The organism is Novosphingobium sp. 11B, assembly GCF_054589055.1.
Genome location: NZ_BAAILP010000275.1, coordinates 1 through 23,641, shown reverse-complemented (window position 1 = coordinate 23,641; position 23,641 = coordinate 1). Strand labels below are relative to the sequence as shown.

The following is a 23,641-nucleotide window of genomic DNA, read 5'->3' as shown; positions in this document are numbered from 1 at the left end:
GTGCGGCCCTTCTCATTTGTGCGCCCCTCCACCACCGACTGCGTCGGCGGTTCCCCTCCCCATCGCTTCGCGAAAGGGAGGATGGGCTTGATCCTCCCTTTCGCGAAGCAATGGGGAGGTGGCAGCGGCGAAGTCGTTGACGGAGGGGTATTCTTCGATGATTTGCCTCCCCGGGCCATCGTGCTAAGACTGAATGCTAGAGTAGCAATATTGCTTCCGGGTTGCATTCTGCGAAATTTTCGTTCAACGGCGCAATTCTGTTGCAGACTTGAGGATACGTTCGATGGCGACTCTCGCCGATGCCGGCCTGACTTTCACCACCCTTGCCCACCCCGCCCCCGCCAGCGCCGAGACGCGCGCAGCCGTGCTGGCGAACCCCGGCTTCGGCACCAATTTCACCGACCATATGGTGACGATCGAGTGGACTGAAGGCCAAGACGGTGTTGGGCGATGGCACGATGCGGTAATCGGCCCTCGCCAGCCGATCCCGCTCGATCCGGCGGCGGCGGTGCTGCACTATGCGCAGGAAATCTTCGAGGGCCTCAAGGCCTACAAGCAGGCCGACGGCGCCATCGCGCTGTTCCGCCCCGAAGCCAACGCCGCGCGCTTCAACCAGTCGGCCGAGCGTCTCGCCATGCCCGCGCTGCCGGAAAGCGTGTTCGTCGAAGCCATCGAGAAGCTCGTGCAGATCGACCGCGCCTGGATCCCGGAAGGCGAAGGCGCCTCGCTCTACCTGCGCCCGTTCATGATCGCGACCGAGGCGTTCCTCGGCGTGCGCCCGGCCAAGCAGTACAAGTTCATCGTCATCGCCAGCCCGGCAGGCAACTACTTCAAGTCGGGCGCCCCTGCCGTGTCGATCTGGGTTTCGGACTATACCCGCGCCGCCCCCGGCGGCACCGGCGCAGCCAAGTGCGGCGGCAACTATGCCGCCAGCCTCGTGCCGCAGGCCGAAGCGATCGCGCGCGGCCATGACCAGGTCGTCTTCCTCGACGCCGCCGAGCACAAGTGGATCGAGGAACTGGGCGGCATGAACCTGTACTTCGCGTTCGACGACGGCACCCTGCTGACTCCTGAACTGACCGGCACCATCCTGCCCGGCATCACCCGTGACAGCCTGCTGCAACTCGCCCGTGAAGAGGGCCTGACGGTGACGGAAGGCCGCTACAGCCTCGACCAGTGGCGCGCGGATGCCGCTTCGGGCAAGCTGATCGAGACGTTCGCCTGCGGCACCGCTGCGGTCGTCACCTCGGTCGGCAAGGTCTCGGGCCGCGATGGAGATTTCACCATCGGCACCGGCGGCCCCGGCCAGTTGACCGGCAAGCTGAAGAATCGCCTCGTATCGATCCAGCGCGGCGAAGCGCCGGACACTCACGGCTGGATCCGCAAGATCGGCTGAAGCTGGCATTGAGGATGGCGTCGTCCCGGACTTGATCCGGGACCGCTGGTCATGAGCGGCCCACCTCTTCGCCAGACGTGGTGCTTCGACAAGCTCAGGGTGGGCGGAGGTTGCGCCAAGCGCCCAATCCCGCTCAGGCTGAGCTTGGCGAAGCCCCCGCCAAACCTCGCGCCTAAAGACAGGCGCCGATCCCGGATCAAGCCCGGGATGACTGCAAATTGGCGCCGCGTCGATCCGCGACCTTCATCGAACATCCGGACGAAGCGCTTATATAACCGCTTCCCGCCTTGTCGGCGCTCCTGCGCGAACCTACCTGTGCGCCGTCTTCCATCTCCCAAGGAGCGTTCCCGCATGGCCGATCTCACCTACACCCCGCCCAAGGTCTGGACCTGGGACCAGCCCAACGGCGGTGAGTTCGCCGGCATCAACCGCCCGACCGCCGGCGCCCGCTTCGAACGCGAACTGCCGCGCGGCCAGCACCCCTTCCAGCTCCATTCGCTCGGCACCCCGAACGGACAGAAGGTGACGATCATGCTCGAGGAACTCCTCGCGGCGGGCTACGAAGCCGAATACGACGCCTGGCTGATCTCGATCTCGGACAGCGACCAGTTCTCCTCGGGCTTCGTGTCGATCAACCCGAACTCCAAGATCCCCGCCCTTCTGGACCTGTCCGGCCCGGAGCCGGTGCGCGTGTTCGAATCGGGCTCGATCCTGTTCCACCTCGCCGAGAAGTTCGGCGCCTTCATGCCAACCTCCGGCCCCGGCCGCACCGAATGCATGAACTGGCTGATGTGGCAGATGGGCAGCGCGCCGATGCTGGGCGGCGGCTTCGGCCACTTCTACGCCTATGCGCCGGAAAAGTACCAGTACCCGATCGACCGCTACGCGATGGAGGCCAAGCGCATCCTCGACGTCGCTGACAAGCGCCTCGGCGAAACGCGCTATCTGGCGGGTGACGAGTACACCATCGCCGACATCGCCGCCTACGGCTGGTTCGGCGGCTTCGTGCGCGGCGACGCCTATGGCGACGCGGCGACCTTCCTCGACGTGCCGAGCTATGAGAACCTCATGCGCTGGGGCGAGGAGTTGGGCGCCCGCGAGCCGGTGCGCCGTGGCCGCATCGTCAACCGCAAGGGCGAAGGCTTCGTGCCCGAGCGCCACAGCGCCGCCGACATCGACGCGGTGCTGAACACCTGAGAATGATGTGCCCGGCGCTGGGGAAAAACCTCTTCCCACCGCCGGGACAACACGCTAAGCGCCCCTCTCCCGATCGTCGGCGCTGCACGCGTCCGATCCGCTGGGGCGTCGCCAAGTGGTAAGGCACCGGTTTTTGGTACCGGCATTCGCAGGTTCGAATCCTGCCGCCCCAGCCAGTTTTTCTCCCAGACCCGCCTCGATCCATCGCGCGCCTGTGCTATAGGCGCAGGCACTCTCCTCGTTCGCGTGAGATGCATACGGACAAGCCGACCGCCAGACCTGCACTGGATTTCAGCGCTGCGCTCGGCGCGGCGGGAGCGGCTGCGCCCGGGCTGATCTGGGGCCTCGACTTCGCACCCGACGGCAGCCACGAACCCGCGCCCTGCGGCCCCGCGCCGGAGGGACGGTTCCGCTGGCTGCACCTCAACCTTGCCGACCATGGCACCCGGGCATGGATCGAACAGTCGGCGCTGTTCCCGGTGGCCGCGCGCGAACTCCTGCTATCTTCCGATTCGCACCAGCGCGCCCTCGTCGAGAGCGGCGCGGTGTGCTGTATCCTCCACGATTTCGAACGCGACTTCGACGTGCGCGCCACCGCGCGGGTCGGCGCGCTGCGCGTGGCGATCCTGGGCGGGCTGATCGTTACCGCCCGGCGCCATCCGCTGGGCGCCGCCGACATCGTCATGCAGCGTGTCGGCGGCGGCGCGCGGGTGACCGGGGCGGCCGCCGCGCTCGACCTGCTGGTGGGCGCGCTGGCGCAGAACATCGACATGGTCATCCGCAACCTGTCCGCCGACATGCAGGCCGCCGAGGACGCCTTTCTCGAAGGCCACCACCCGCCGACCAGCCGCAACCTCCTCGACATCCGCCGCCGCCTTGCGCAGATCCATCGCATGCTCGACGGTGCCCAGCGCGTGTTTCGGCGGCTGGAGCAGGATGACGAACTGCCCGAGACGCTGCAGCCCACGGTCGAGAAACTGTCGCAGCGACTGCAGGGCCTCGATGCCGACGCCCTCGCCGTGCAAGGGCAGTTGCGGCTGCTGCGTGACGAACTCGACCTGCAGCAGGACCAACGCACCAACCAGAACCTCTACCTGCTATCGGTCATGACTGCGCTGATGCTGCCCGCCACGCTGGTAACCGGGCTGTTCGGCATGAACACCGGGGGCCTTCCCTTCAGCGGAGCGCACGGCACCCTCGTCGCCACCGGGATCGCTGCGGGCACCGCTCTGGCGACTTACCTGTTCCTCAGGAGCAAGGGATTCTTCCGCTAGGTTGCAGGAACGTGAGATTTTTTCGAAATGTTGCGGTGACGGAATACAACTACCTTTCAATCACTTGCCTAGAAGATGAGGCGAAGATGAAGGTCGCGCGACTCCAGTGTCATCGAACTTCCATACAACTGTCGTGATGCAGCCATATTAGCCGCCCCGAGGCAGACAAATTCTGCCAAAAAAGGGTGGAAATTCAACATGATGAATAAGGTTGTCCGCGCGACGCTGCTCGCCGGCTCGATCCTCGCCAGCATGAGCGCTTCGAACGCCTGGGCCGATGCTCCTGCAGCCGACACGGCGGCGGACGCAGCAGCGGATTCGGGTCTTGGCGACATCGTCGTCACCGCGACCAAGCGTGAGACCAATCTTCAGGAAACCCCGATCTCGATCAACGTGGTCAACCAGGCCGCGCTGAAGGATCGCCACGTCCAGAGCCTCTACGATCTCGCCGACGGCGCCGTGCCGTCGCTGCGCATCGCCACCTTCGAAGCCCGCCAGAGCGCGCTGACCATCGGCATTCGCGGCATCGTGCCGCTCGACGCCAACCAGCCCGCGCGTGAACAGGGCGTCGGCATCTACGTCGACGGCGTCTACATGGGCCGCCAGCACGGCCTCAACGCCGCGCTGTTCGACGTCGAGCGCGTCGAAGTGCTCAAGGGTCCGCAAGGCACCCTGTTCGGCCGCAACACCGAAGGCGGCGCGCTCAGCATCGTCTCGAAGGCCCCCACCGGCGAGTTCGGCGGCCGCATCGAAGGCGGTCTGGGCAACTACGGTTCGTACAACAGCGCGATCCACGTCGACCTGCCCAAGTTCGCAGGCTTCTCGGTCAAGCTCGACGGCGTGCTGCAGCACCAGGACCCGACGACCAAGAACCCGCTCGAAGGCCAGGCCGGCTTCAACCAGTACCACCGCAAGGGCGGCCGCGTGGCCGTGCGCTGGCAGCCGACCAGCACCATCACCAACGACTTCTCCTACGACGTCGCGCGCGATGAGAACACGCCGTTCTACAGCCAGCTGCTGAACTACAACCCCAACGGCTGCGTCGCCGGCACCCAGGCCGCGAACGCCGCCTGCAAGCTGCCCGGCACCGACTACACCACCATCACCGGCACCGTTAAGCCGCTGATGCCCGGCGTCGTCGTCAACGGCGATACCCGCATGAAGGTGGCCGACATCGGCGTGCCGCAGCAGGTCAGCGTCGACAAGACCCACGGCTTCACCAACACCCTGAAGTGGGAAGCCACCCCCGAGATCGAGATCCGCTCGATCACCGCATGGCGCGGCGTCGACGCGACGCAGTGGGACAACTCGGGCGGCGCGCACCGTCCGCCGCTGGTCAGCCTGACCTCGGCCTGCACCCAGACCGCTCCGTGCGCCTTCAGCCGCTACAGCCTTGCCGACTTGCGCCAGCGCCAGTTCAGCCAGGAACTGCAGGCCGTGGGCACCTTCGGCAAGATCGACTACGTTGCGGGCCTGTTCTACTTCAATGAGCACGTCAGCGACGATGCGGCGACGCCGAACTCGAACGGCGTGTACCTCAATGCCGCCGGCCAGCCGGTCTACACCATCCTGAATTCGTGCACCGGTTCGGGCGGGTTCGGTTCGGACGTCGGCTGCCGCTCGATCGACCGCGCCTCGGAAGTGTGGTCCAAGAGCTACGCCGCCTACGGCCAGCTGACCTACAACGCCACCGACAAGCTGCACGTCACCGTCGGCGGCCGCTACACGCATGACGAGAAGAAGGGCGTCCTGCACTTCTCGCGCAACGTCAACTACGACACCAACCCGCCCGCCGCGAGCGTCGGCTACAAGCCGCTCGATGCGACCTGGAACCGCTTCAACCCGATGGCGACGGTGGCCTACGACGTGACCGACGACATGCACGTCTATGCCAAGTACGCCACCGGCTACCGCGCCGGCGGCGCCAGCTCGCGCACGTCCAACTACCAGTCGTTCAATCCGGAGGACGTGAAGTCCTACGAAGTGGGCCTGAAGTCAGACTTCTGGGATCACCGCGCCCGCTTCAACCTGGCCGGTTACATCATGGACCGCAAGAACAGCCAGGTCGACATCAGCTCGATCCAGTTCGTGGGTTCGAGCAGCTTCAACAACCTCGTCACCATCAATGCTCCCGGCATCACCAAGATCCGCGGCATCGAGGCGGACCTGACGCTGGAGCCGATCGACGGGCTGACGCTGAACGCATCGTACGCCTACACCTATACCAAAATCCCGCCGGTGCTCATCACTGCGGCGGATACCGCGGGCCGTTCCACCAGCGTCTACCAGCAGTTCTACATCGTGTTCACCCCGCGCAATGCGGCCAGCGGCTCGATCGACTACGTGCTGCCGATCGGTGCGCAGGACACCAAGATCAAGTTCCACATCGACGGCAACTACTCGCAGGCGACGCAGGCCTTCGACCAGTTCGCCACCAAGAACGACGCCTCGCTCATCTTCAACGGTCGCATCTCGCTCGCCGACATCGGCGTGGGTGACCACAAGCTGACGCTGGGCGTGTGGGGCCGCAACCTCTTCAACGAGCAGTACGTGTTCCGCCGTGACCCGTCGAACAGCCTGCCCGGCGCCCCGACCACCAACGTCACCGTCGGTAGCATTTCCAACGTGCTGGGCGACTACGGCAACTTCAACGCGCCGCGCACTTTCGGCATCGACGCCAGCGTCGCGTTCTAAGCGAATTCCCCCGGCTTTCGCGGGCCGGGGGGACACTGCGGATCGCGCGGGCGAGTGCCTGCCCTTTCACGATGGGAAAGGCGCTCAAACCGCCTCCCGCGCGATCAGCTACTGGACCGGCGTGACGCATCCCCCGCGTTACGCCGGTCTTTTTGCGTTTGGGGGAGTAGTCTGCGGTTCCGCCTTCTCCCCGACGCCCTCTTCGTCTCGAAGGCCGGGATCGCCGGCAAGGCGGCGCGGTCGTGACCGGCAGCGCTGCGCCGCAGCAGGCCATTGCAAGCCGTCGCCTCAAGAATACCCTGCGGTCCCGGATCGAGTCCGGGACGACGAGAGAGCAGCCTTGGGCCAAGCTCGCCTCAGAGCGGTAGTCTCGCGACGATGCGCAGTCCCGGTCCCGCATCCTCCAGCGCCATCGTCCCGCGGTGCAACCGTACGATCGCCTCCGCCAGCGGCAGGCCCAGACCGTGGCCGCTCGCCGCCTTCGCGCCGTTGTGCCCTGCCCGTTCGACGCGGCCGAAGCGCCGCATCACGTGCTCGCGCTGGCTTGCCGGAATGCCCGGGCCATCGTCCGTGACGACGAGCACCACCGCGTCTGCTTCGCGCGCGACCGAGACCCTGATCCGTGTGCCCCGGGGCGTGTGCCGGACGGAATTCTCCAGCATGTTGACCAAGAGCTGCGACAGAAGCTGCCGGTCGCCGACCAGCTTTGCCTCGTCGGCGCGTTCCATCAGCACGCGCTGGCCGCGCTCCTGCGCGACGGGCTGCACCATCTCGACGATCTCGGTCGCCAGTTCGGCCAGGTCGAATCGACGGAAACCAGCGCGGCGCGATCCGTCCTCTATCTCGGCGATCCGCAGCATGGCCGCGAACATGCCGAGCAGTTCGTCCGCCTGCATCCGCGCCATCGCCACCCGCTCGCGCACCGGCTCGGCGGCGGCGCTTTGCTCCAGCAGCGCGAGTTCGTTGCGCAGCCGTGCCAGCGGCGTACGCATCTCGTGCGAGATGTCGTTGGAAACGTTGCGGATTTCGCCCATGAGCTGGCCGATGCGGTCGAGCATGCGGTTGAAGGCACCCGCCTGCTGGTCGAACTCGCCGCCGTCGCCGGGCATCGGGACGCGCTGGGCAAGGTCGCCCTCGATGATCGATTCCGCCGTGTGGCGCACCGCGTCGATGCGCTTGCCGACCAGGCGCCGAAATGCCAGCAGTCCCCACAGCACCACCAGCACGATGGCGCCGAACCCGGCGAAGTAGATCCGGCGGCGCGCGGCGAAATAGTTGTCGACCGGCTCCGTCTCGGCGAAGATGGCAAGGCGCATGCCGCCGCCGATCTCGCGGACCAGCACGCGGCCCGCGCTGAGCCCCGCGATCCGGTCCTGCCGTCCGAGCGTGGAGTAACCCAGCGGCAGTTTCCGGTTCAGCCGGACATTGCCGACGATGGGGTTCCCGTGCGCATCGCTCAGCAGCACGCCGAGGTCGCCGGTATCGCGCTGCCGCGCCATCTCCATGATATGTTGGCTCAGTTCCGCACGGTTCGGAGTGGTCCCCCTCGGCACCAGCGTCTCGCTCTCCGACTCGATGCGCTCATCCACCAGCACCCGCACCATCGAGGCGGTCGCGAAGAAGGTTCCGAACCCCGCCAGCGCCGTCACCGTCAGGAACAGCGCGAGGAACACCACGGTGAGGCCGCGCAGGGATCGGGGGAGCGGCCTCATGCCCGCAGCACGTACCCCATGCCGCGCACGGTGGCGATCGGATCGTCACCGTGCTGCAACAGCTTGACGCGCAACTGGCGTATATGGGCATCGACGATGTTGGTCGTGGTCTCGAAGTCCTGCCCCCAGATCCGCTCGATCAACATGGGCCGCGTCACCACTTCGCCGGCATCGCGTGCGAGGGCCAGCAGTAGCCGGAACTCGGTCTGCGAAAGCGCCAGCGGCTGCCCGCCGCGCCAGACCATGAGGCGCGAGGGGCTGATCACGATATCGCCCGCAGCAATCGTATCACTGGGCTGCTCGGTCGTCCGCCGCGCCCGCACGAGGGCATTGAGCCGCGCGTTCAGTTCGAGCGGATCGACCGGCTTCACCACGTAGTCGTCGGCGCCCGCCTCCAGCCCCTCGACCTTGTCGAGCGTCTGGCCAAGCGCGGTCAGCATCAGCACCGGCATGGTCATGCCCTGCCCGCGCATCTCCCGGAGCAGCGTGACGCCGTCCATCGTCGGCAGCATCCAGTCGAGCACAACCGCGTCGAAGGGCCGTCTGCCCAGCAGCGACAGCGCCTCCTGCCCGTCCCCGGCCGGCTGCACCTCGTGCTCGAAATGCCCGAGTTGCTCGGTAAGCTGGCGGCGAAGGTGGGAATCGTCCTCGACCAGGAGGATCTGCAGGCTCATGCGGACGTGCCCCGTGAAATTGCGCTCCATGAAAGCGCGAGGGTGAATTGCCCCATCATAGTGCCCGGATTCCCGCATGACCACCAGCGAGATGGCAGCGATCGTCAAACCGTGAAAGTCACCGTCACCCGCAGGCCCGGCTTCGCATCGCCGAGTTCGAGCTGTGCGCCCATGCGCTCGGCGGTGGACTTGACGATGGCCAGGCCGAGGCCGCTGCCGGGCGGCCCGCGCTCGCCCTGCAGCCGGGCGAAGCGCGACATCGCCATCTCGCGCAGTTCGGCCGGAATGCCGGGGCCGGTATCGACCACCGCGAGCCGGACCACACCCGCTTCCGCACTCAGTTCGATTTGCGCCATGCCACCGGGGCGATTGTAGCGGATTGCGTTGTCGACGAGGTTGGACAGCATCTCGAACACCAGCGTGCGATGTCCGTGGATGCGGTAAGGCCCGTCTCCGGCCTCGAGCAGCAATTCGACGTCCGCCTCGATCGCCTGCCGGATGCGGCGGGAGATCACGTGCTGGCTCAGTTCCTTGAGATCGATCTCGTGGTCAGGCGGAAGCACCCCCGCCTCGTCGGCACGGGCAAGCGTGAGGAGCTGCGTCAGCAGGCGTTCGAGGCGGTCGGTCGCCTCCTCGATCTCGTGTAGCGCCTCGCCCGAGCCGCGCCGCGCCAGCGCGACCTGTACCTTGAGCACCGAGAGCGGCGTGCGCATCTGGTGCGAAGCATCGGCGGTGAAGCGCCGCATGCCGGTGGTGGCATCGTCAAGCCGCGCCAGAAGCCGGTCGAACGAGCGCGACAGCGGGCGCAGTTCGGTCGGCAACGGTCCGGTGCGCAGCGGCGAGAGATCGGGTGCGGCGCGGGTATCACGCGCCTCGATCACACCGCGCAGGTCCGAGAGCGGCCGCAGGCTCCACCCGAGCGCGGGGCGGATCAGCAGCAGCACGATGCCGACCAGCACGCACTCGCCGATCAGCAGCGCGATCATCAGCTTGTCGCGCAGGGAATTACGGTTCTGCAGAGTCTCGGCCACCTGCACCACCACAGGCTCATCGATGCGCGGCAGGTTGCGGCGGATCTCGGCTATGCGGATGCGCTGGCCGCGAAACTGCGCGAAACGGAAGCGCGGCTCATCGACGGAGAGCACGGAAATGTCGGGCGCGGGCAAGTCCGCGTAGCCGGTCAGTAGCGTGCGCCCCACCGCGATCCGGTAATAGACGTTGTCGCGCTCGGAGTTCTCCAGCATGCCGAAAGCGGCGGGCGGCAGGTCGAGAGTGACTTCGCCGCGCTCCACCTGCACGGTTTCGGCAATGGCGCCCAGCGCACCGCCGAGCACGCGGTCGTTGGTGCGGCGCACGACGTCGGAAATCAGTACCCAGCCGAGCAGTCCGAGCACCAGCGCCAGCGCCGCCAGCGGCCCGAACATCGCCAGCAGAAGGCGGAAGCGCAGGGAAATGGCTCTGCCCGCACCGCCGCTCATGACCGGTCGAGCATGTAACCCACCCCGCGCACGGTGCGGATCGCTGGGCCGTCGGGTGCGAGTTTGCTGCGCAGGCGGGTGACGTTGACCTCCAGCGCGTTGGAACCGACCGGATCGTCGAAGCCGAAGACCTCGGCTTGCAAGGTCTCGCGGTTGACGATCTGGCCCGCCCGCGCCGCCAGAGCCTCCAGCACCGCCCATTCGCGGCGGCGCAGTTCGATCAGACGCCCCGCCACCTCGACGCGGCCGGTAGAGCGGTTCACCGTCATCGCCCCGATGGCGATCTCGGGCGCGGCGTCGCCGCCCCGGCGGCGGCCCAGCGCACGCACGCGGGCCTCCAATTCCTCAACCTCGAAGGGTTTGCGCAAGTAATCGTCGGCGCCGAGGTCGAGGCCGCGCACCCGGTCGTCGAGGCCGTCACGCGCGGTCAGCATCAGGACCTGCGACTGGTCGCCCCGCGCGCGCAGGCGAGCGAGCACCTGGAACCCGTCGATGTCGGGCAGGCCGACGTCGAGGATCACCAGCGAATACGGCTCGGTCGCCGAAACCGACAGCGCTTCTTCCCCGCCCGCCACGTGATCGACCGCGTGTCCCGCCGCGCGCAACAACGAAAGGATGCCGCGTGCCAGTGCCGCGTCGTCTTCAACGATGAGGATTCTCACGATCGAAATCCATGAAAGGTCAGTGACAGGTTGAAAACGTACATCATCGAGCGCTGCTTATCCGAACATAGAGGCGGAAAGCGAGAGGAGTCGACAATGCGTTCTTTCACCCCTGTTCTGGCACTAGCGGTCCTTCTGGCCGGACCCGCAGCCGCGCAAAAGCCCGAGGCGCCGCAGCGCCCCTCCGGTTATCCGCGCAGCTACGACACGCTGATCGCCGACGCCCGCGCCGACGGCAAGGTACGCATCTACGCCAATGCCGACCGCGCCGAGATGGTGCCGGTGGTGGCGGAGTTCAAACGGCTCTTCCCCGGCATCGCGGTCTACTACGCCGACATCGGCTCGACCGAGATGTACCAGCGCTACACCCGCGAGACGCGCAGCCGCCAGTATTCGGCCGACATCGTGTGGTCCTCGGCGATGGACCAGCAGATCAAGCTCATCAACGACGGTTACGCGCAGCAGTACGCCAGCCCCGAGAAGCCCGCCCTGCCCGAAACGGCGGTGTGGAAGAACATGGGCTACGGCGTCACCGCCGAGCCGATCGGCTTCGTCTACAACCGCAGGATCATATCCGACGCAGAGGCCCCGCGCACGCATCAGGGACTCGAAGAACTGCTGCGCCGCCGCCGCGTCGAATTCACCGGCAAGGTCGCGACGTTCGATGCGGCCCGCTCCAACACCGGCTATCTCTATCTCTCGCAGGACTTCCTCGCGACGCGCGACACCCGCTCGCTGGTCGAGGCGATCGGCGCGACGCGCCCCGTTCTGGAAATCAGCACCCAGCCGATGCTGGCAGGCGTCGCCTCCGGCAAGCTGGCGATCGCGTACAATGTCATCGGCTCTTACGCGCTGGAGCAGGCGCGCCGCAGTCCGCAGCTGGGTGTGGTGTTCCCCAAGGACTACACGCTCGTCACTTCGCGCATCGCCTTCATCGGACGGGACGCGCGCCATCCGGCGGCGGCGAAGCTGTTCCTCGATTTCCTTCTTTCGCGCGCGGGGCAGGCCCAGCTTGCCCGGCACAGTCTGTGGCCGGTGCGCACCGACGTACCCGCCCGCCGCCTACCCGCCCAGCAGACGCGCGTGGTGCGCGTCGGCCCTCAACTTCTCGTCAATCTGGATCACCTGACCCGGCAGCGGTTCCTGCGCGACTGGAACGCCGCCCTGGTCACAGGGAGAGAACAAAAACCATGACCCGTACTCTGATGGCCAGTGCAGCATTCCTTGCACTGGCAGTTGCCAACCCCGCGCTGGCGCAAGCGCCGACGCGCGACGAACTCGCCGATCTGGTGCGCGCGCAGGCCGCCGAGATCGCCTCGCTGCGCCAGCGCGTCGATGCGCTGGAAGCCACCCGCACCGCTGCTGCAGCGCCGCAGCAAAGCGCTCCCGTAGTCGCTGCCGCCGAACCCGAGCAGGCCGCGCCGACCATCCTCTCGACCCAGCCCTATGCGGCCCAGCTTCTTCCCCCCGGCCCCGCCGAGCGCGACATCGAGCGCGTGCGCGCCACCGCCGTCGCCGCGACGGACGTGACGACCGAATGGGGCCAGGGCCTGCCGGTATTCCACTCGGGCGACGGCACCTTCAGCTTCAAGCCGCGCGGCCGCATCATCACCGACGTCAGCACCACCCGTGGCTCCAGGTACGACGGCCGCAACCTGACGACCACCGGCATGCGCGCGCTGCGCATGGGCCTCGAAGGCACCGTCGGCAGCCACTTGTTCTACCAGTTCGAAAGCGATTTCTCGGAGAACGCGGTCGATGTCGTCACCGCCTTCATCGGCTGGAAGAACAAGATCGCGCCCGGCCTCGATTACGACGTGCGCGTAGGCCACTTGTTCAACGACCGCAGCTTCGAAGGCTCGACCGGTTCGGACTCCACCCCGTTCGCCGAGCGCACCGTGGTCGCCACTGCGATCATTCCGCAGCGCGCCTTCTATGGTCTGGGCATCATGCCGCGCCTGTTCTGGAAGACCGGCCACGCCTCGCTCACCGTCACCGGCGACCGCATCGACGGCGACCAGTCCACCTCGGACAATCGCACTGTGATCGCCCGCGCGCACTGGAACCCGATCAAGAGCCCGCGTCAGGTGCTCCACCTCGGCATCTGGGGCTTCGACGAGCACCTCCAGCCGGGCAAGAACACGCTGGGCCGGAGCACCGTGATCGGCGGCCGCTTCAACGGCGCGCTGCGGCTGTCGACCGGCGACATCATCGGCGGCACCGGCACCACCGGCTACGGCGCGGAACTCGGCGGCTACACCGGCCCGCTGTGGGTCATGGCCGAGGCAGGCGAACGCCACGCCCGGCTCGACAACGGACGCCCGGACTTTGTCACGCAGGCATGGAGCGTCTCGGGCGGTTTCTTCATCACCGGCGACCTGCCGCCCTACAACCCGCGCCTCGGCAGCTTTGGCCAGCCCAAGGTGCTGCGCCCCGTCTTCGACGGCGGCCCGGGCGCGATCGAGTTGACCGCGCGCTACGAGAACCTGGAATTCAAGGACATCGCCACGCCTGCTCAGGGCTGGGCGGCGACGCTGGGCGCGAACTGGTATCTCAACAGCTTCGTGCGCTTCCAGGTCAACGCGATCCACTGGAACACCGAGAACACCGCCGGGATCTACACCGGCAAGGATGACGGCGAGACGCTCACCGCGCGCGTCGGCGTCACCTTCTAAGCCTTTCCCTTTCAAACCATGACCAGAACCGGGGACCAACAATGAGTCTCGCCCTTATCGGCTTCCTGATGGTGGCCACCTTCATGACGCTCATCATGACCAAGCGGATGACCCCGCTGGTCGCGCTGAGCGTCGTGCCCACCCTCTTCGCCCTCGTCGCCGGCTTCCATGCGGGCCTCGGCGACATGATGATCGACGGCGTCAAGAACCTTGCGCCAACCGGCGTCATGCTGCTGTTCGCGATCCTGTTCTTCAGCACGATGACCGACACCGGCCTGTTCGACCCGCTGGTCGGCAAGCTGATCCGGCTGGTCCATGGCGACCCGATGCTGATCCTGATCGGCTCGGTCGTCCTGTGCGCGCTCGTCAGCCTCGATGGCGACGGGTCGACCACCTACATCATCACGATGGCCGCCATGCTGCCGCTCTACAAGCGCTACGACATGAACCGCCTCTACCTCGTCTGCCTGCTGATGGTGACGAGCGGCGTGATGAACCTGACGCCGTGGGGCGGGCCGACGGCGCGCGCCGCCAGCGCCCTGAAGCTGGACCCGGCCGCGCTGTTCCTGCCGCTGATCCCGGGCATGATCGCGGGCCTCGCGTTCCTGATCGGCCTTGCCATCTACTTCGGCCGCAAGGAGCGCCGCCGCATCGGCAAGGTGGAGAACCTCGCCGCGCTGGAGGCCAGCGACCTCGCCGTCTCGCAGTGGCCCGAAGCGCGCCGCCCGAAGATGATCTGGTTCAACGGCGCGCTCGTCGTCGCGCTGCTGGTGCTGCTGGTGTGGGGCGTACTGCCGCTGCCGATCCTGATGATGCTGGCCTTCGCGATCTCGATGATCGCCAACTACCCCGACACCAAGTCGCAAAAGGAGCGCATCAGCGCGCATGCGGGCAATGTCCTCTCGGTCGTCTCGCTGATCTTCGCGGCGGGCATCTTCACTGGCATCCTCTCGGGCACCGGCATGGTCGAGGCGATGAGCAAGGAAGTCGTCGGGCTGATCCCGCCGGTCCTCGGCCCCTACATGGCGCCGATCACCGCCCTCATCAGCCTGCCGGGCACGTTCTTCATTTCGAACGACGCCTTCTACTTCGGCATGCTGCCGATCCTCGCCGAGGCCGGGGCGCACTACGGCGTCGAGCCGATGGCGATCGCCCGCGCCTCGCTGATGGGCCAGCCGGTCCACCTGCTCAGCCCGCTGGTGCCCTCGACCTACCTGCTGGTGAGCCTTGCCGGCGTGGATCTGGCGGACCACCAGAAGTTCACGCTGGTCCCGGCGGCGCTGTGCTGCCTCGTCATGACCGTCGTGGGCATGGCGGTGCTGGCCTTCCCGTTCGTGGGTTGATCGCCGCGTGATGATCTTCCCCCTTCGTCATTGCGAACGTTGCGAAGCAATCCAGGGCGGCCTCACGCCGTGCTGGATTGCCGCGCCCCTGCGGGGCTCGCAATGACGGTGCGGGGGATCATCGGTGACGCCGGGACGCTGGGCGTCATCCTGCGCTTCATCGCCGCACTCGCCGTGGGCGCGTGCGGCGGCGTTCTATTCTGGTCGATCCATGCCCCGCTGCCGTGGGTGCTGGGATCGATGACCGCGTGCGCGGCGGGCAGCATCGCGCGCCTGCCGATCGCCGCGAATTCCGCCACCCGCAGGCCGATGTCCGCCGTGCTCGGCGTCGTGCTGGGCAGTGCGTTCCACCCCGGCATCGCCGCGCAGGCGGCGCAGTGGATCGTGCCGATCGCCCTGCTCCCGCTGTTCCTGACCAGCGCCGCCGTCGCCTGCGTTTTATATTTCCGCAAAATCGCAAAGTTCGATCCGCCCACCGCCTACTTCGCCGGAATGCCCGGCGGCATCGCCGAGATGGTCGTCCTCGGCTCCGAGCGCGGTGCCGACGAGCGCATGATCGGCCTGATCCACGGCGCGCGGATCTTCCTCGTCGTCTTCATCCTCCCCTTCCTCATCCGCCTGTTCGAGGCGGAGACCGGCCACGCCCCGCTTCCTCCCCAGGTTACGGGCGTGGTCGACTGGACGCTGCTGCCATGGGCGCTGGGCTGCATGATCGTCGGCAGCGTGATCGGCCGCGCGCTGAAACTCCCCGCGTGGCACCTGATGGGGCCGCTGTTCGTCAGCGCCGCCGTCCACCTGACGGGCCTCAGCGACTTCCACATCCCGGCATGGGCCATCGCCGCCGCGCAGGTCGGCCTCGGCGCGACGATCGGCTGCCGTTTCGTAGGGCTGGACCTGCCGACGCTGCTGCGCACGCTGATGCTGGCGGCGGGATCGACCGCGATCCTGCTGGTCATAACCTTCGTCTGGGCATTCGGCATCGGCTGGGCTACCGGACTGGACCCGGCGCTGCTGACGCTGGCCTACTCGCCCGGCGGCGTGGCGGAGATGAGCATGGTGGCCCTCAGCCTCGCGCTGGAAGCCAGCTTCGTGGTCGTCCACCACCTCGTCCGCGTGGTGCTGGTCATCATCGGCGCGCCTGCTGCGTTCAAGTTCATGGGAACCCGAGATGCCTGATCCCTTCACCGAAAAGATCGCCATTCTCTATCAGGCGATCGAGCCGCCGGTGATCGACGGCCAGCGCAAGGATGCCAAGCCCGGCGGCTATTCCGACAGCGGCGCCGACATGGGCGTGGCCCTGCGCTCGGTCGGCTGCACGCTGGTGACGCCGGTGGCCGATCCCGATCCCACATCGGTGTTCGACTGGGTCTGGCCCGACACGCCCGACGGCATCGATGCTGCGCTTGCCGCAGGCGCGACGCTGCTCTGGGCCAACACCGTCGTCTTCGACGGCCACCCGATCGAAGCCGCCAGTCGCCGCGCATGGGTGGTCAGCGCCGATCCGCGCACCATGCAAGAGGTGGACGACAAAGCCGCCACCAACGCCCGCCTCGCCGCCGAGGGCCTGCCCGTCGCCGGATCCTGGGTGGTCGACGGCGCCGCGCCCGATATCGAGGCTCAGCTTGCCGCCTTCGCCGGGCACCTCCCGCTGGTGGTGAAGCCCCTGCGCGGTCGCGGCAGTCAGGGCGTCAGCGTCGCGCGCAGCCTCGACGAAATGATAGCGGCCACCCGCGCCATCGTCGCAGGCGGCAAGTTCGGCACCGCGATCATGATCGAGCAGTTCCTGCCGGGTCAGGAAATCACCATCACGGTAATGCCCGCAGCGACCCGGGAAGGCGAGACGAAACCCTTCGCCCTCCCCCCCGTCCGCCGCTTCGACCAGCATGACGACGTCGCGCCCTACAACGGGGACGTCCCCGTCAGCACCAACAGCGCGGCGATGACGGGCGAGGAATGCGCTGACCCGGCCATCGTCGCAGTCACCGCCGCCTGCGAGCAGGCCGCCGCGATCATCGGCATCCGCACCCCGATGCGGATCGACTGCCGTCAGGACGCGACCGGCGACTACCTGTTGTTCGACGTCAACATCAAACCCAACCTCACCGGCGCGGGCCGACCTGGCCGCGACCATGAGGACAGCCTTTCCACAATCGCCGCCGCCGCCATAGGCTGGCGCTACGCAGACCTCCTCGTCGCAGCCATCCGCGGCGCGTGGACCAACAGGGACAATATCGCATGACTGACCTTTGGCAGCACATTGTTGCCGACTTCTCCAACATCGGCTCACCGGCTGCGCTGTCCGCCTTCGGGCAGGTGGTGCTGATCGACATCATGCTGGCCGCCGACAACGCGATCGTCGTCGGCGCGCTCGCCGCCGGGCTTCCGGCCGCGATGCGCCGCAAGGTCATCATGATCGGCGTGATCGCCGCTCTGGTGCTGCGCGTCGCTTTCGCGCTCGTGGTCAGCCAGTTGATGCAGATCGTCGGGCTCGTCTTCGCGGGCGGCCTGCTGCTGATCTGGGTGGCATGGAAGATGTGGCGCGAACTGCGCGAGGACCGCAGCGACGACGAACCCGACTCGACCATCGCCAAGGTCGCCCCGCGCAGTTTCGCCGGCGCAGCATGGGCCGTCGCCGTCGCCGACGTCAGCATGAGCATCGACAATGTGCTGGCCGTCGCGGGCGCCGCGCGCGACCACCCCGGCATTCTCGCGGTCGGCCTGATCCTCTCGGTCGCGCTGATGGGCATCGCCGCCAACGTTCTGGCGCGCGTCATCGAGACCTATCGCTGGCTCGCCTACGTCGGCCTGCTTGTGATCCTGTGGGTGGCGGGCAAGATGATCTGGGAGGGCCTCGTCGATCCTTCGCGCGGAATCATTGCCCTGTTCTGAACGATAGATGCGGACGGCAGGCGGCGAACCGCCTGCCGTCCGACCGCCCCGCGATGAGACATTGTATCTGCACGGGTTGCATCGCACTGCACTTGCACGGCATGAGTATCCGATGACCAGCTTCGGAACGCCTGCGTGCAACTGACCCGTTACACCGACTATGCCGTGCGCGTCCTGCTGCATGTCGGTGCGCGGGACGAAGGGGACCTCTCCTCTATCGCCGAGATCGCGCAGACTTACGACATTTCACGCAACCACCTGATGAAAGTGGTGCAGGATCTTGGCCAGGCCGGGTTTCTCGAAACCGTGCGCGGTCGTGGCGGCGGGCTAAGACTGGGCCGCCAGGCGAACGAGATCACCGTCGGCGAGGTCGTACGCCATACCGAAACCGGCTTCCAGCTGGTCGACTGCACAAACTGCATAGTGCGCACCGCCTGCACCCTGCCGCGCGTCTTCAACGAGGCGACGCGCGCCTTCCTCGACGTGCTTGACCGTTACACGCTGGCCGATGCACTGACCCGCCGTGACGATCTGCGGCGTATTTTCCGCGCTTTCGCCCCGACCGATCAGGCGCTCTGACGACGCCGTCCGAGGGCATGGGCGCCAGAACCGCGGGGACGCCCGAGCGATACTTGCACCGGGTTAGCATCGGCGCCGCGACACGGCGGAGCGGGCTGCGCTAGCCAGACCTTCGATACGATTCGGGGAGATGAACATGAAGATCGACAACACCCTTGCCGCCGTGGTCACCGGCGGCGCCTCGGGCCTTGGCCGGGCGAGTGCGAAGGCGCTGGCCGATGCAGGCGTCAAGGTCGCCATCTTCGACATCAGCGAGGAAGCGGGCGAAGCGTTCGCGGCGGAAATCGGCGGCGTGTTCTGCAACGTCGACATCACCAGCGAGGAGAGCGTCGAGGCCGGCTTCGCCAAGGCGCGCGAGGCCCATGGGCAGGAGCGCATCGTCGTCCACTGCGCAATCGTCGCGGGCGGCGGCAAGACCGTCTCGTTCGACAAGAAGACCGGCGGCTACAAGCGCACGCCGACCGAGCAGATCGCCAAGTCGGCCGAAGGAATCTTCACCGCCTCCTACCGCGTCGCCTCGATCGCGGCGCTGGGCATGGCAACGGCGGAAACCCTGAACGAAGACGGCGAACGCGGCACGATCATCCTCACCTCCTCGGCCGCCGCAGAGGACGGTCAGATCGGACAGGTCGCCTACGGCGGCGGCAAGGGCGCAGTGAACGCGATGGTCCTGCCGATGGCGCGCGACCTCATGGACCTCGGCATCCGCGTCAACGCGATCATGCCCGGCACTTTCGCGACGCCGCCAATGCTGCGCGTCAAGGAACATGCGCCCGAAGTGTACGAGAACCTCGGCAAGGCGGTGCCCTTCCCGCGCCGTCTCGGCAATCCGGAGGAGTTCGGCTCGCTGGTGCTCGAACTGGTGCGCAACATCTATTTCAACGGCCAATGCATCCGCCTCGACGGCGCGATCCGCATGCCGCCGAAGTAAGCGAACACCCACCCCGTACGGCTAGGTCGCTGCGCTCCCAAGCCTTCCGGCCCTCCCGCGGGCGGGAGAGCGTGGCGCTGTTTCTCCCCTCCCGCCTGCGGGAGGGGCTGGGGGTGGGTCTTTTCCCATCTTACTTCCGCTTGACTCCCCCTCCCTGCCCGGCCCAATCGGCCCGATGCGACGCATGGGGATTCACGCTCTCAAGGCCCTGGCCATCCGGCAGCGCCAGCGGCTGCGGTCGAGCGAAATGGCCTTCATCGTGCTGGCCCTCGTCGCCGGGCTGGCGGCGGGCTGGCTGACGAACCTGCAGGGCTTCATCGCCCACGGCATCCAGCGACTACTCTACGGCATCGGCGACAACCGGCTGAGTGCGCTCGGCGAGATCCGCAACTGGTGGCGGCTGCTGGCGCTGCCGCTGGGCGGGCTGGTGCTGGTGGCAATGACGCATTTCCTGAAAACCCGCCGCCGCGCCCCGATCGACGTCGTCGAGGCCAACGCGCTGCACAGCGGCCGCATTCCCTTCGTCGACAACCTGGTGATCTCGGTCCAGACGATCCTCTCCAACGGCGCGGGTGCCTCGGTGGGACTGGAGGCGGCCTACGCGCAGATGGGCGGCGGCGTCGCCTCGGTGCTGGGGCAGTGGTTCAAGCTACGCCGCTCGGACATGCGCACCCTCGTCGGCGCGGGTGCGGGCGCGGCGGTCGGCGCCGCGTTCGGAGCGCCGCTGGCGGGTGCGTTCTACGCCTTCGAGATCGTCATCGGCACGTATACGCCCGCCGCGATCGCCCCGGTCGTGGCTGCCGCGCTGGGTGCCGCCTTCGTGACGCGGGCGCTGGGGGTGGAGCCCTACCTCATCGCCACCGCCGCCGACCGGACACTGACTACCGGCGACTACTTCATCTACACGATCCTGGGCCTCGCCTGCGCGCTGGTGGGCATCGCGATGATGCGCCTCGTCACGTTCGCGGAGCAGAAGATGCAGGGCGTAAGCGGTCGCATCGCACGCTGGAAGCCGGTGATCGGCGGATTCCTGCTGATGCCGCTCGCCATGGTGACCCCGCAGACGCTTTCCGCCGGGCACGGGGCGATGCACCTCAACATCGCGATGCAACCGGCGCTGCAGTTCCTCGTCACCGTGCTGGTGCTCAAGGTGCTGGCCTCCGCGATCTCGATCGCCTTCGGATTTCGCGGCGGCCTGTTCTTCGCCTCGCTGTTCATCGGCTCGCTGGTCGGGCTGATCTTCGCCGCGCTGGCATCGATGGCGGGCATCGCGCTCGACATCAACGACGCCGCGCTGGTCGGCATGTCGGCGCTCGCGGTCTCGGTGGTGGGCGGCCCGATGACGCTGGCCATGCTGATGCTGGAGACCACCCACGACTTCGCGCTGATGGGCGTTGTGCTGACCGCCTCGCTGGTGTCGAGCGCGCTGACCCGCGAGACGTTCGGATATTCGTTCTCCACCTGGCGCCTGCACGTGCGCGGCTCGATCATCCGGTCCCCGCGCGATATCGGCTGGATGCTGGCGCTGACGGCCGGGCGCATCATGCGCAAGGACTGGAAGAGCGCAGCGGCCAGCCTCTCGGTCGCGGACTTCCGCGCGCAGGTGCCGCTCGGCTCGGCTAGCAAGGCGATCCTGCTCGACGACGAGGGGCATTATGCCGGGATCGTCACGACCGCCTCGGCCTACAACCCCGAACTTGCGCCCGACGTCGCAGTGGGAACGCTGGCGACGCTGCAGGCGAACACGCTCTCGCCGGTGACGGACATCCGGGCGATGCTGAAAGCCTTCGACCTTGCCGTGGCAGACGAACTGGCAGTGGTGGACGGCGTCGGCAACGTCGTCGGCGTGGTGACCGAACGGCATGCGAGGCGGCGCTACTTCGAGGAAATCGAAGCCTCGCAGCGGGAGCTGTTCGGGGAGAATTGAGGGTGCGCGGTGCGCCCGGCCGGTCCGTCATCTTCAAAGTCGTCATTCCCGCGAAGGCGGGAACCCAACTGATGACATCGCGTGTTGCACGGTCATAAGCTGGGCCCCCGCCTTCGCGGGGATGACAACGTAATTTTGAATTGGAGAGACACCTCCCGCTGGCAGGAGGTGTCCCTTTCAGATCAGTCCTGAGCCACCGGCAGCCACACCGCGCTGGCCTGATCGCCGCCGAAGTGCACCGTCTCGGTCGCCTTCACGTAGTCCTTCGGCTTGGCGTCCATGATCGAGGGCACCCAGCTCTGCGGATTGCGATCGTAGAGCGGGAACAGGCTGGACTGGACCTGCACCATGATCTTGTGGCCCGGCAGGAACACATGGTCGACGTTGGGCAGCGCCCACTTGAAGTCGTAGACCTTGCCCGGCTCCAGCGCCTGCGGCTTGTCGAAACCACCGACGTAGCGGCCGCGGAAGATCTCGATGCCGATGCCCAGCTGGTAGCCCGCCATCTTCGGATCGGCGGTGTTCTCCTGAGGGTAGACGTCGATCAGCTTGACGACATAGTCGCTGTCCTGCCCGGACGTCGCCGCGCGCAAGTCCACCTTGGGCGCGCCCTTGATGTGGACCGGCTTGTCGAGCACGCCGGTCTGGTAGCTCAGCACGTCGGTACGGCCGTCAGCGAAGCGCTGGTCCTGCACCAGCCAGGTCTTCCACTCATCACCCTTCATGTGGACGGGGCGCGGCAGCATCGGCACGGGCTTGGCCGGGTCGGAGACGTAGCTGTCGGAACCCGACGCGCCCTTGGTCCACGACAGTGAGGAATTCGCGCCGAGGTAGAGCGGCGTATAGGCACCCGCCGGCCATGCCTGCGACACCTCCCACTTGTTTTCGCCCGTGGCGTACGTCAGCACCGGCGGCGTATCGCAGGCAGGCGCGTTCGTCTTGAGGTGACAGTCGAAGAACGGCTTCATGTACTGCGTGCGGAACTGCAGGCCGGTATCGCCCTCCCACTTGAGCGGGCCGAGTTCGCGTGCTTCGTAGTTCACCTGAGAATGACGCCACGGACCGATGACGAGGCTGACGTTGTCGTTGCCGCCCGCCTTCAGCGCCTGATAGACCGCCGGGGCGCCGTAGCTGTCCTCCTGGTCCCACTGGCCGACCACCAGCATCGTCGGCACCGTCAGCTTGCGCGCGCCGAGCAGCTTGTCGACCGCCTGCCCCTGCCACCATGCGTCGTAGCTCGGGTGCTCCAGTACCTTGCGCACCACCGGCAGGTCGAGCAGGCCATATGCCTTGGCATAATCCATCGCCGAACCGCCCTCGAGGTAGGCGGTGTAGTCGTCACCGCCACCGCGCGGAACGTCGCCGCCGCCCTTCTTCACCGTCTGGCCGAGGTCGTAATCGAAGCCGAACATGCGGAAGGCGCCGTTGTGGAACCAGTCGTCGCCCATCCAGCCATCGACCATCGGGCTCTGCGGCACGGCCGCCTTGAGCGCCGGGTGCGGATCGATCAGCGCCATCAGCGAGGTGAAGCCAAGGTACGACGAGCCGGTAATGCCGACCTTGCCGTTGCTTTCCTTCACGTTCTTCACCAGCCAGTCGATCGTGTCGTAGGCGTCGGTGGCGTGGTCCACCTTGGTCTTGTTGAGCGGCCCGCGCAACGGGCGGTTCATGACGTAGTCGCCCTCCGACCCGTCCAGCCCGCGCACGTCCTGATAGACGCGGATGTAACCGTCGTTGACGAATTCGGCGTCGGCGACGGGCAGGATTTCCTCGATCTTCTGGCTGCGGTTGCGGCTGCTCATCTTGTCCGCATTGTACGGCGTGCGGCTGAGCAGGATCGGGCCGTCCTGAGTGCCCTTGCGATAGATGATGACGGTGAACAGCTTGGTCCCGTCACGCATCGGGATCATCACCGTCTTGCGCACGTAGTCCGCCTGAGGGCGAACCCAGTCGTAGGACTTCACCTGCTCGTTCATCATGGTGTCGGTGGGCGCCTGCGCGGAAAGCGACGAGGCAAGAGCGAGGGCCGCGACGGCGGCGGCAGTATAGCCGAGGGGGCGGAAATGCTTTGTCATGGTCGCATGGGTGGACCGTGCATTTCCTGGGGTCAAGACGGGAAGAGAGACGCAGGGGTTTACGTTCCGCAGGCCCCGTATATCGGCATCGCCTCCCCAATCCGTCATTGCGAGCGAAGCGAAGCAACCCAGGGC

Annotated in this window: 18 protein-coding genes and 1 tRNA gene; 14 read left to right on the top strand and 5 right to left on the bottom strand. The window is 66.9% G+C overall.

Going from position 1 to position 23,641, the window contains the following annotated elements; genetic code table 11:
* Positions 1-283: 283 nt before the first annotated feature.
* The 5 genes from ACYPYD_RS23830 to ACYPYD_RS23810 all read left to right on the top strand — a co-directional run bounded on the left by ACYPYD_RS23830 (position 284) and on the right by ACYPYD_RS23810 (position 6,561).
* Positions 284-1,396, top strand: a complete 1,113-nt coding sequence (locus ACYPYD_RS23830) for a branched-chain amino acid aminotransferase (protein ID WP_008832845.1) — start codon at positions 284-286, stop codon at positions 1,394-1,396.
* A 351-nt stretch (positions 1,397-1,747) separates the two neighbouring features.
* A complete protein-coding gene (yghU, locus tag ACYPYD_RS23825) occupies positions 1,748-2,593 on the top strand; it encodes a glutathione-dependent disulfide-bond oxidoreductase (RefSeq protein WP_069708049.1) in 846 nt (281 codons plus the stop codon).
* A 101-nt stretch (positions 2,594-2,694) separates the two neighbouring features.
* Positions 2,695-2,769: transfer RNA gene (locus ACYPYD_RS23820), tRNA-Gln, on the top strand.
* 75 nt (positions 2,770-2,844) lie between these two features.
* Positions 2,845-3,867 carry a CorA family divalent cation transporter gene (locus ACYPYD_RS23815; RefSeq protein WP_211150289.1) on the top strand — a complete coding sequence of 341 codons (1,023 nt, stop codon included), beginning with the start codon at positions 2,845-2,847 and terminating at the stop codon, positions 3,865-3,867.
* A gap of 198 nt (positions 3,868-4,065) precedes the next feature.
* Positions 4,066-6,561 (top strand): TonB-dependent receptor, encoded by a 2,496-nt coding sequence (locus tag ACYPYD_RS23810; RefSeq protein ID WP_211150290.1) that lies wholly within the window; start codon positions 4,066-4,068, stop codon positions 6,559-6,561.
* A gap of 356 nt (positions 6,562-6,917) precedes the next feature.
* On the opposite strand, the gene ACYPYD_RS23805 is transcribed toward ACYPYD_RS23810, so the two are convergent.
* The 4 genes from ACYPYD_RS23805 to ACYPYD_RS23790 form a co-directional block, all read right to left on the bottom strand.
* On the bottom strand, positions 6,918-8,273 hold the full coding sequence (locus ACYPYD_RS23805) for a sensor histidine kinase (protein WP_459665913.1): 1,356 nt from the start codon (positions 8,271-8,273) through the stop codon (positions 6,918-6,920).
* A complete protein-coding gene (locus ACYPYD_RS23800; protein ID WP_370424744.1) occupies positions 8,270-8,977 on the bottom strand; it encodes a response regulator transcription factor in 708 nt (235 codons plus the stop codon). Before ACYPYD_RS23800 ends, ACYPYD_RS23805 begins: the two co-directional genes overlap by 4 nt.
* Before the next feature lie 74 nt (positions 8,978-9,051).
* Positions 9,052-10,425: a sensor histidine kinase gene (locus ACYPYD_RS23795; RefSeq protein ID WP_459665911.1), complete on the bottom strand. Its 1,374-nt coding sequence runs from the start codon at positions 10,423-10,425 to the stop codon at positions 9,052-9,054.
* On the bottom strand, positions 10,422-11,087 hold the full coding sequence (locus tag ACYPYD_RS23790; protein WP_008831177.1) for a response regulator: 666 nt from the start codon (positions 11,085-11,087) through the stop codon (positions 10,422-10,424). Before ACYPYD_RS23790 ends, ACYPYD_RS23795 begins: the two co-directional genes overlap by 4 nt.
* A gap of 96 nt (positions 11,088-11,183) precedes the next feature.
* Here ACYPYD_RS23790 and ACYPYD_RS23785 point away from each other — a divergent pair, with 96 nt between their 5' ends.
* From ACYPYD_RS23785 to ACYPYD_RS23745, 9 genes are all read left to right on the top strand, one after another.
* A complete protein-coding gene (locus ACYPYD_RS23785; RefSeq protein WP_459665909.1) occupies positions 11,184-12,281 on the top strand; it encodes an ABC transporter substrate-binding protein in 1,098 nt (365 codons plus the stop codon).
* Positions 12,278-13,762: an OprO/OprP family phosphate-selective porin gene (locus ACYPYD_RS23780; protein WP_459665907.1), complete on the top strand. Its 1,485-nt coding sequence runs from the start codon at positions 12,278-12,280 to the stop codon at positions 13,760-13,762. The genes ACYPYD_RS23785 and ACYPYD_RS23780 overlap by 4 nt, the downstream gene beginning before the upstream one ends.
* 41 nt (positions 13,763-13,803) lie before the next feature.
* Positions 13,804-15,105 carry a CitMHS family transporter gene (locus tag ACYPYD_RS23775; RefSeq protein WP_285016889.1) on the top strand — a complete coding sequence of 434 codons (1,302 nt, stop codon included), beginning with the start codon at positions 13,804-13,806 and terminating at the stop codon, positions 15,103-15,105.
* 102 nt (positions 15,106-15,207) lie between these two features.
* Entirely contained in the window at positions 15,208-16,281 is a 1,074-nt protein-coding gene (locus ACYPYD_RS23770) for an AbrB family transcriptional regulator (RefSeq protein ID WP_459665905.1), read from the top strand.
* A complete protein-coding gene (locus ACYPYD_RS23765; protein ID WP_459665903.1) occupies positions 16,274-17,344 on the top strand; it encodes a D-alanine--D-alanine ligase family protein in 1,071 nt (356 codons plus the stop codon). Before ACYPYD_RS23770 ends, ACYPYD_RS23765 begins: the two co-directional genes overlap by 8 nt.
* Positions 17,341-17,994, top strand: a complete 654-nt coding sequence (locus ACYPYD_RS23760) for a YjbE family putative metal transport protein (protein ID WP_008831171.1) — start codon at positions 17,341-17,343, stop codon at positions 17,992-17,994. Before ACYPYD_RS23765 ends, ACYPYD_RS23760 begins: the two co-directional genes overlap by 4 nt.
* A gap of 135 nt (positions 17,995-18,129) precedes the next feature.
* Entirely contained in the window at positions 18,130-18,573 is a 444-nt protein-coding gene (locus ACYPYD_RS23755) for an Rrf2 family transcriptional regulator (protein ID WP_069708056.1), read from the top strand.
* A gap of 136 nt (positions 18,574-18,709) precedes the next feature.
* A complete protein-coding gene (locus tag ACYPYD_RS23750; RefSeq protein WP_069709195.1) occupies positions 18,710-19,504 on the top strand; it encodes an SDR family oxidoreductase in 795 nt (264 codons plus the stop codon).
* 175 nt (positions 19,505-19,679) lie between these two features.
* On the top strand, positions 19,680-21,431 hold the full coding sequence (locus ACYPYD_RS23745) for a chloride channel protein (RefSeq protein ID WP_459665902.1): 1,752 nt from the start codon (positions 19,680-19,682) through the stop codon (positions 21,429-21,431).
* A gap of 182 nt (positions 21,432-21,613) precedes the next feature.
* Here the strand turns inward: ACYPYD_RS23745 and ACYPYD_RS23740 are convergent, their stop codons facing one another.
* On the bottom strand, positions 21,614-23,506 hold the full coding sequence (locus tag ACYPYD_RS23740) for a CocE/NonD family hydrolase (RefSeq protein ID WP_069708058.1): 1,893 nt from the start codon (positions 23,504-23,506) through the stop codon (positions 21,614-21,616).
* Between the last annotated feature and the right edge of the window lie 135 nt (positions 23,507-23,641).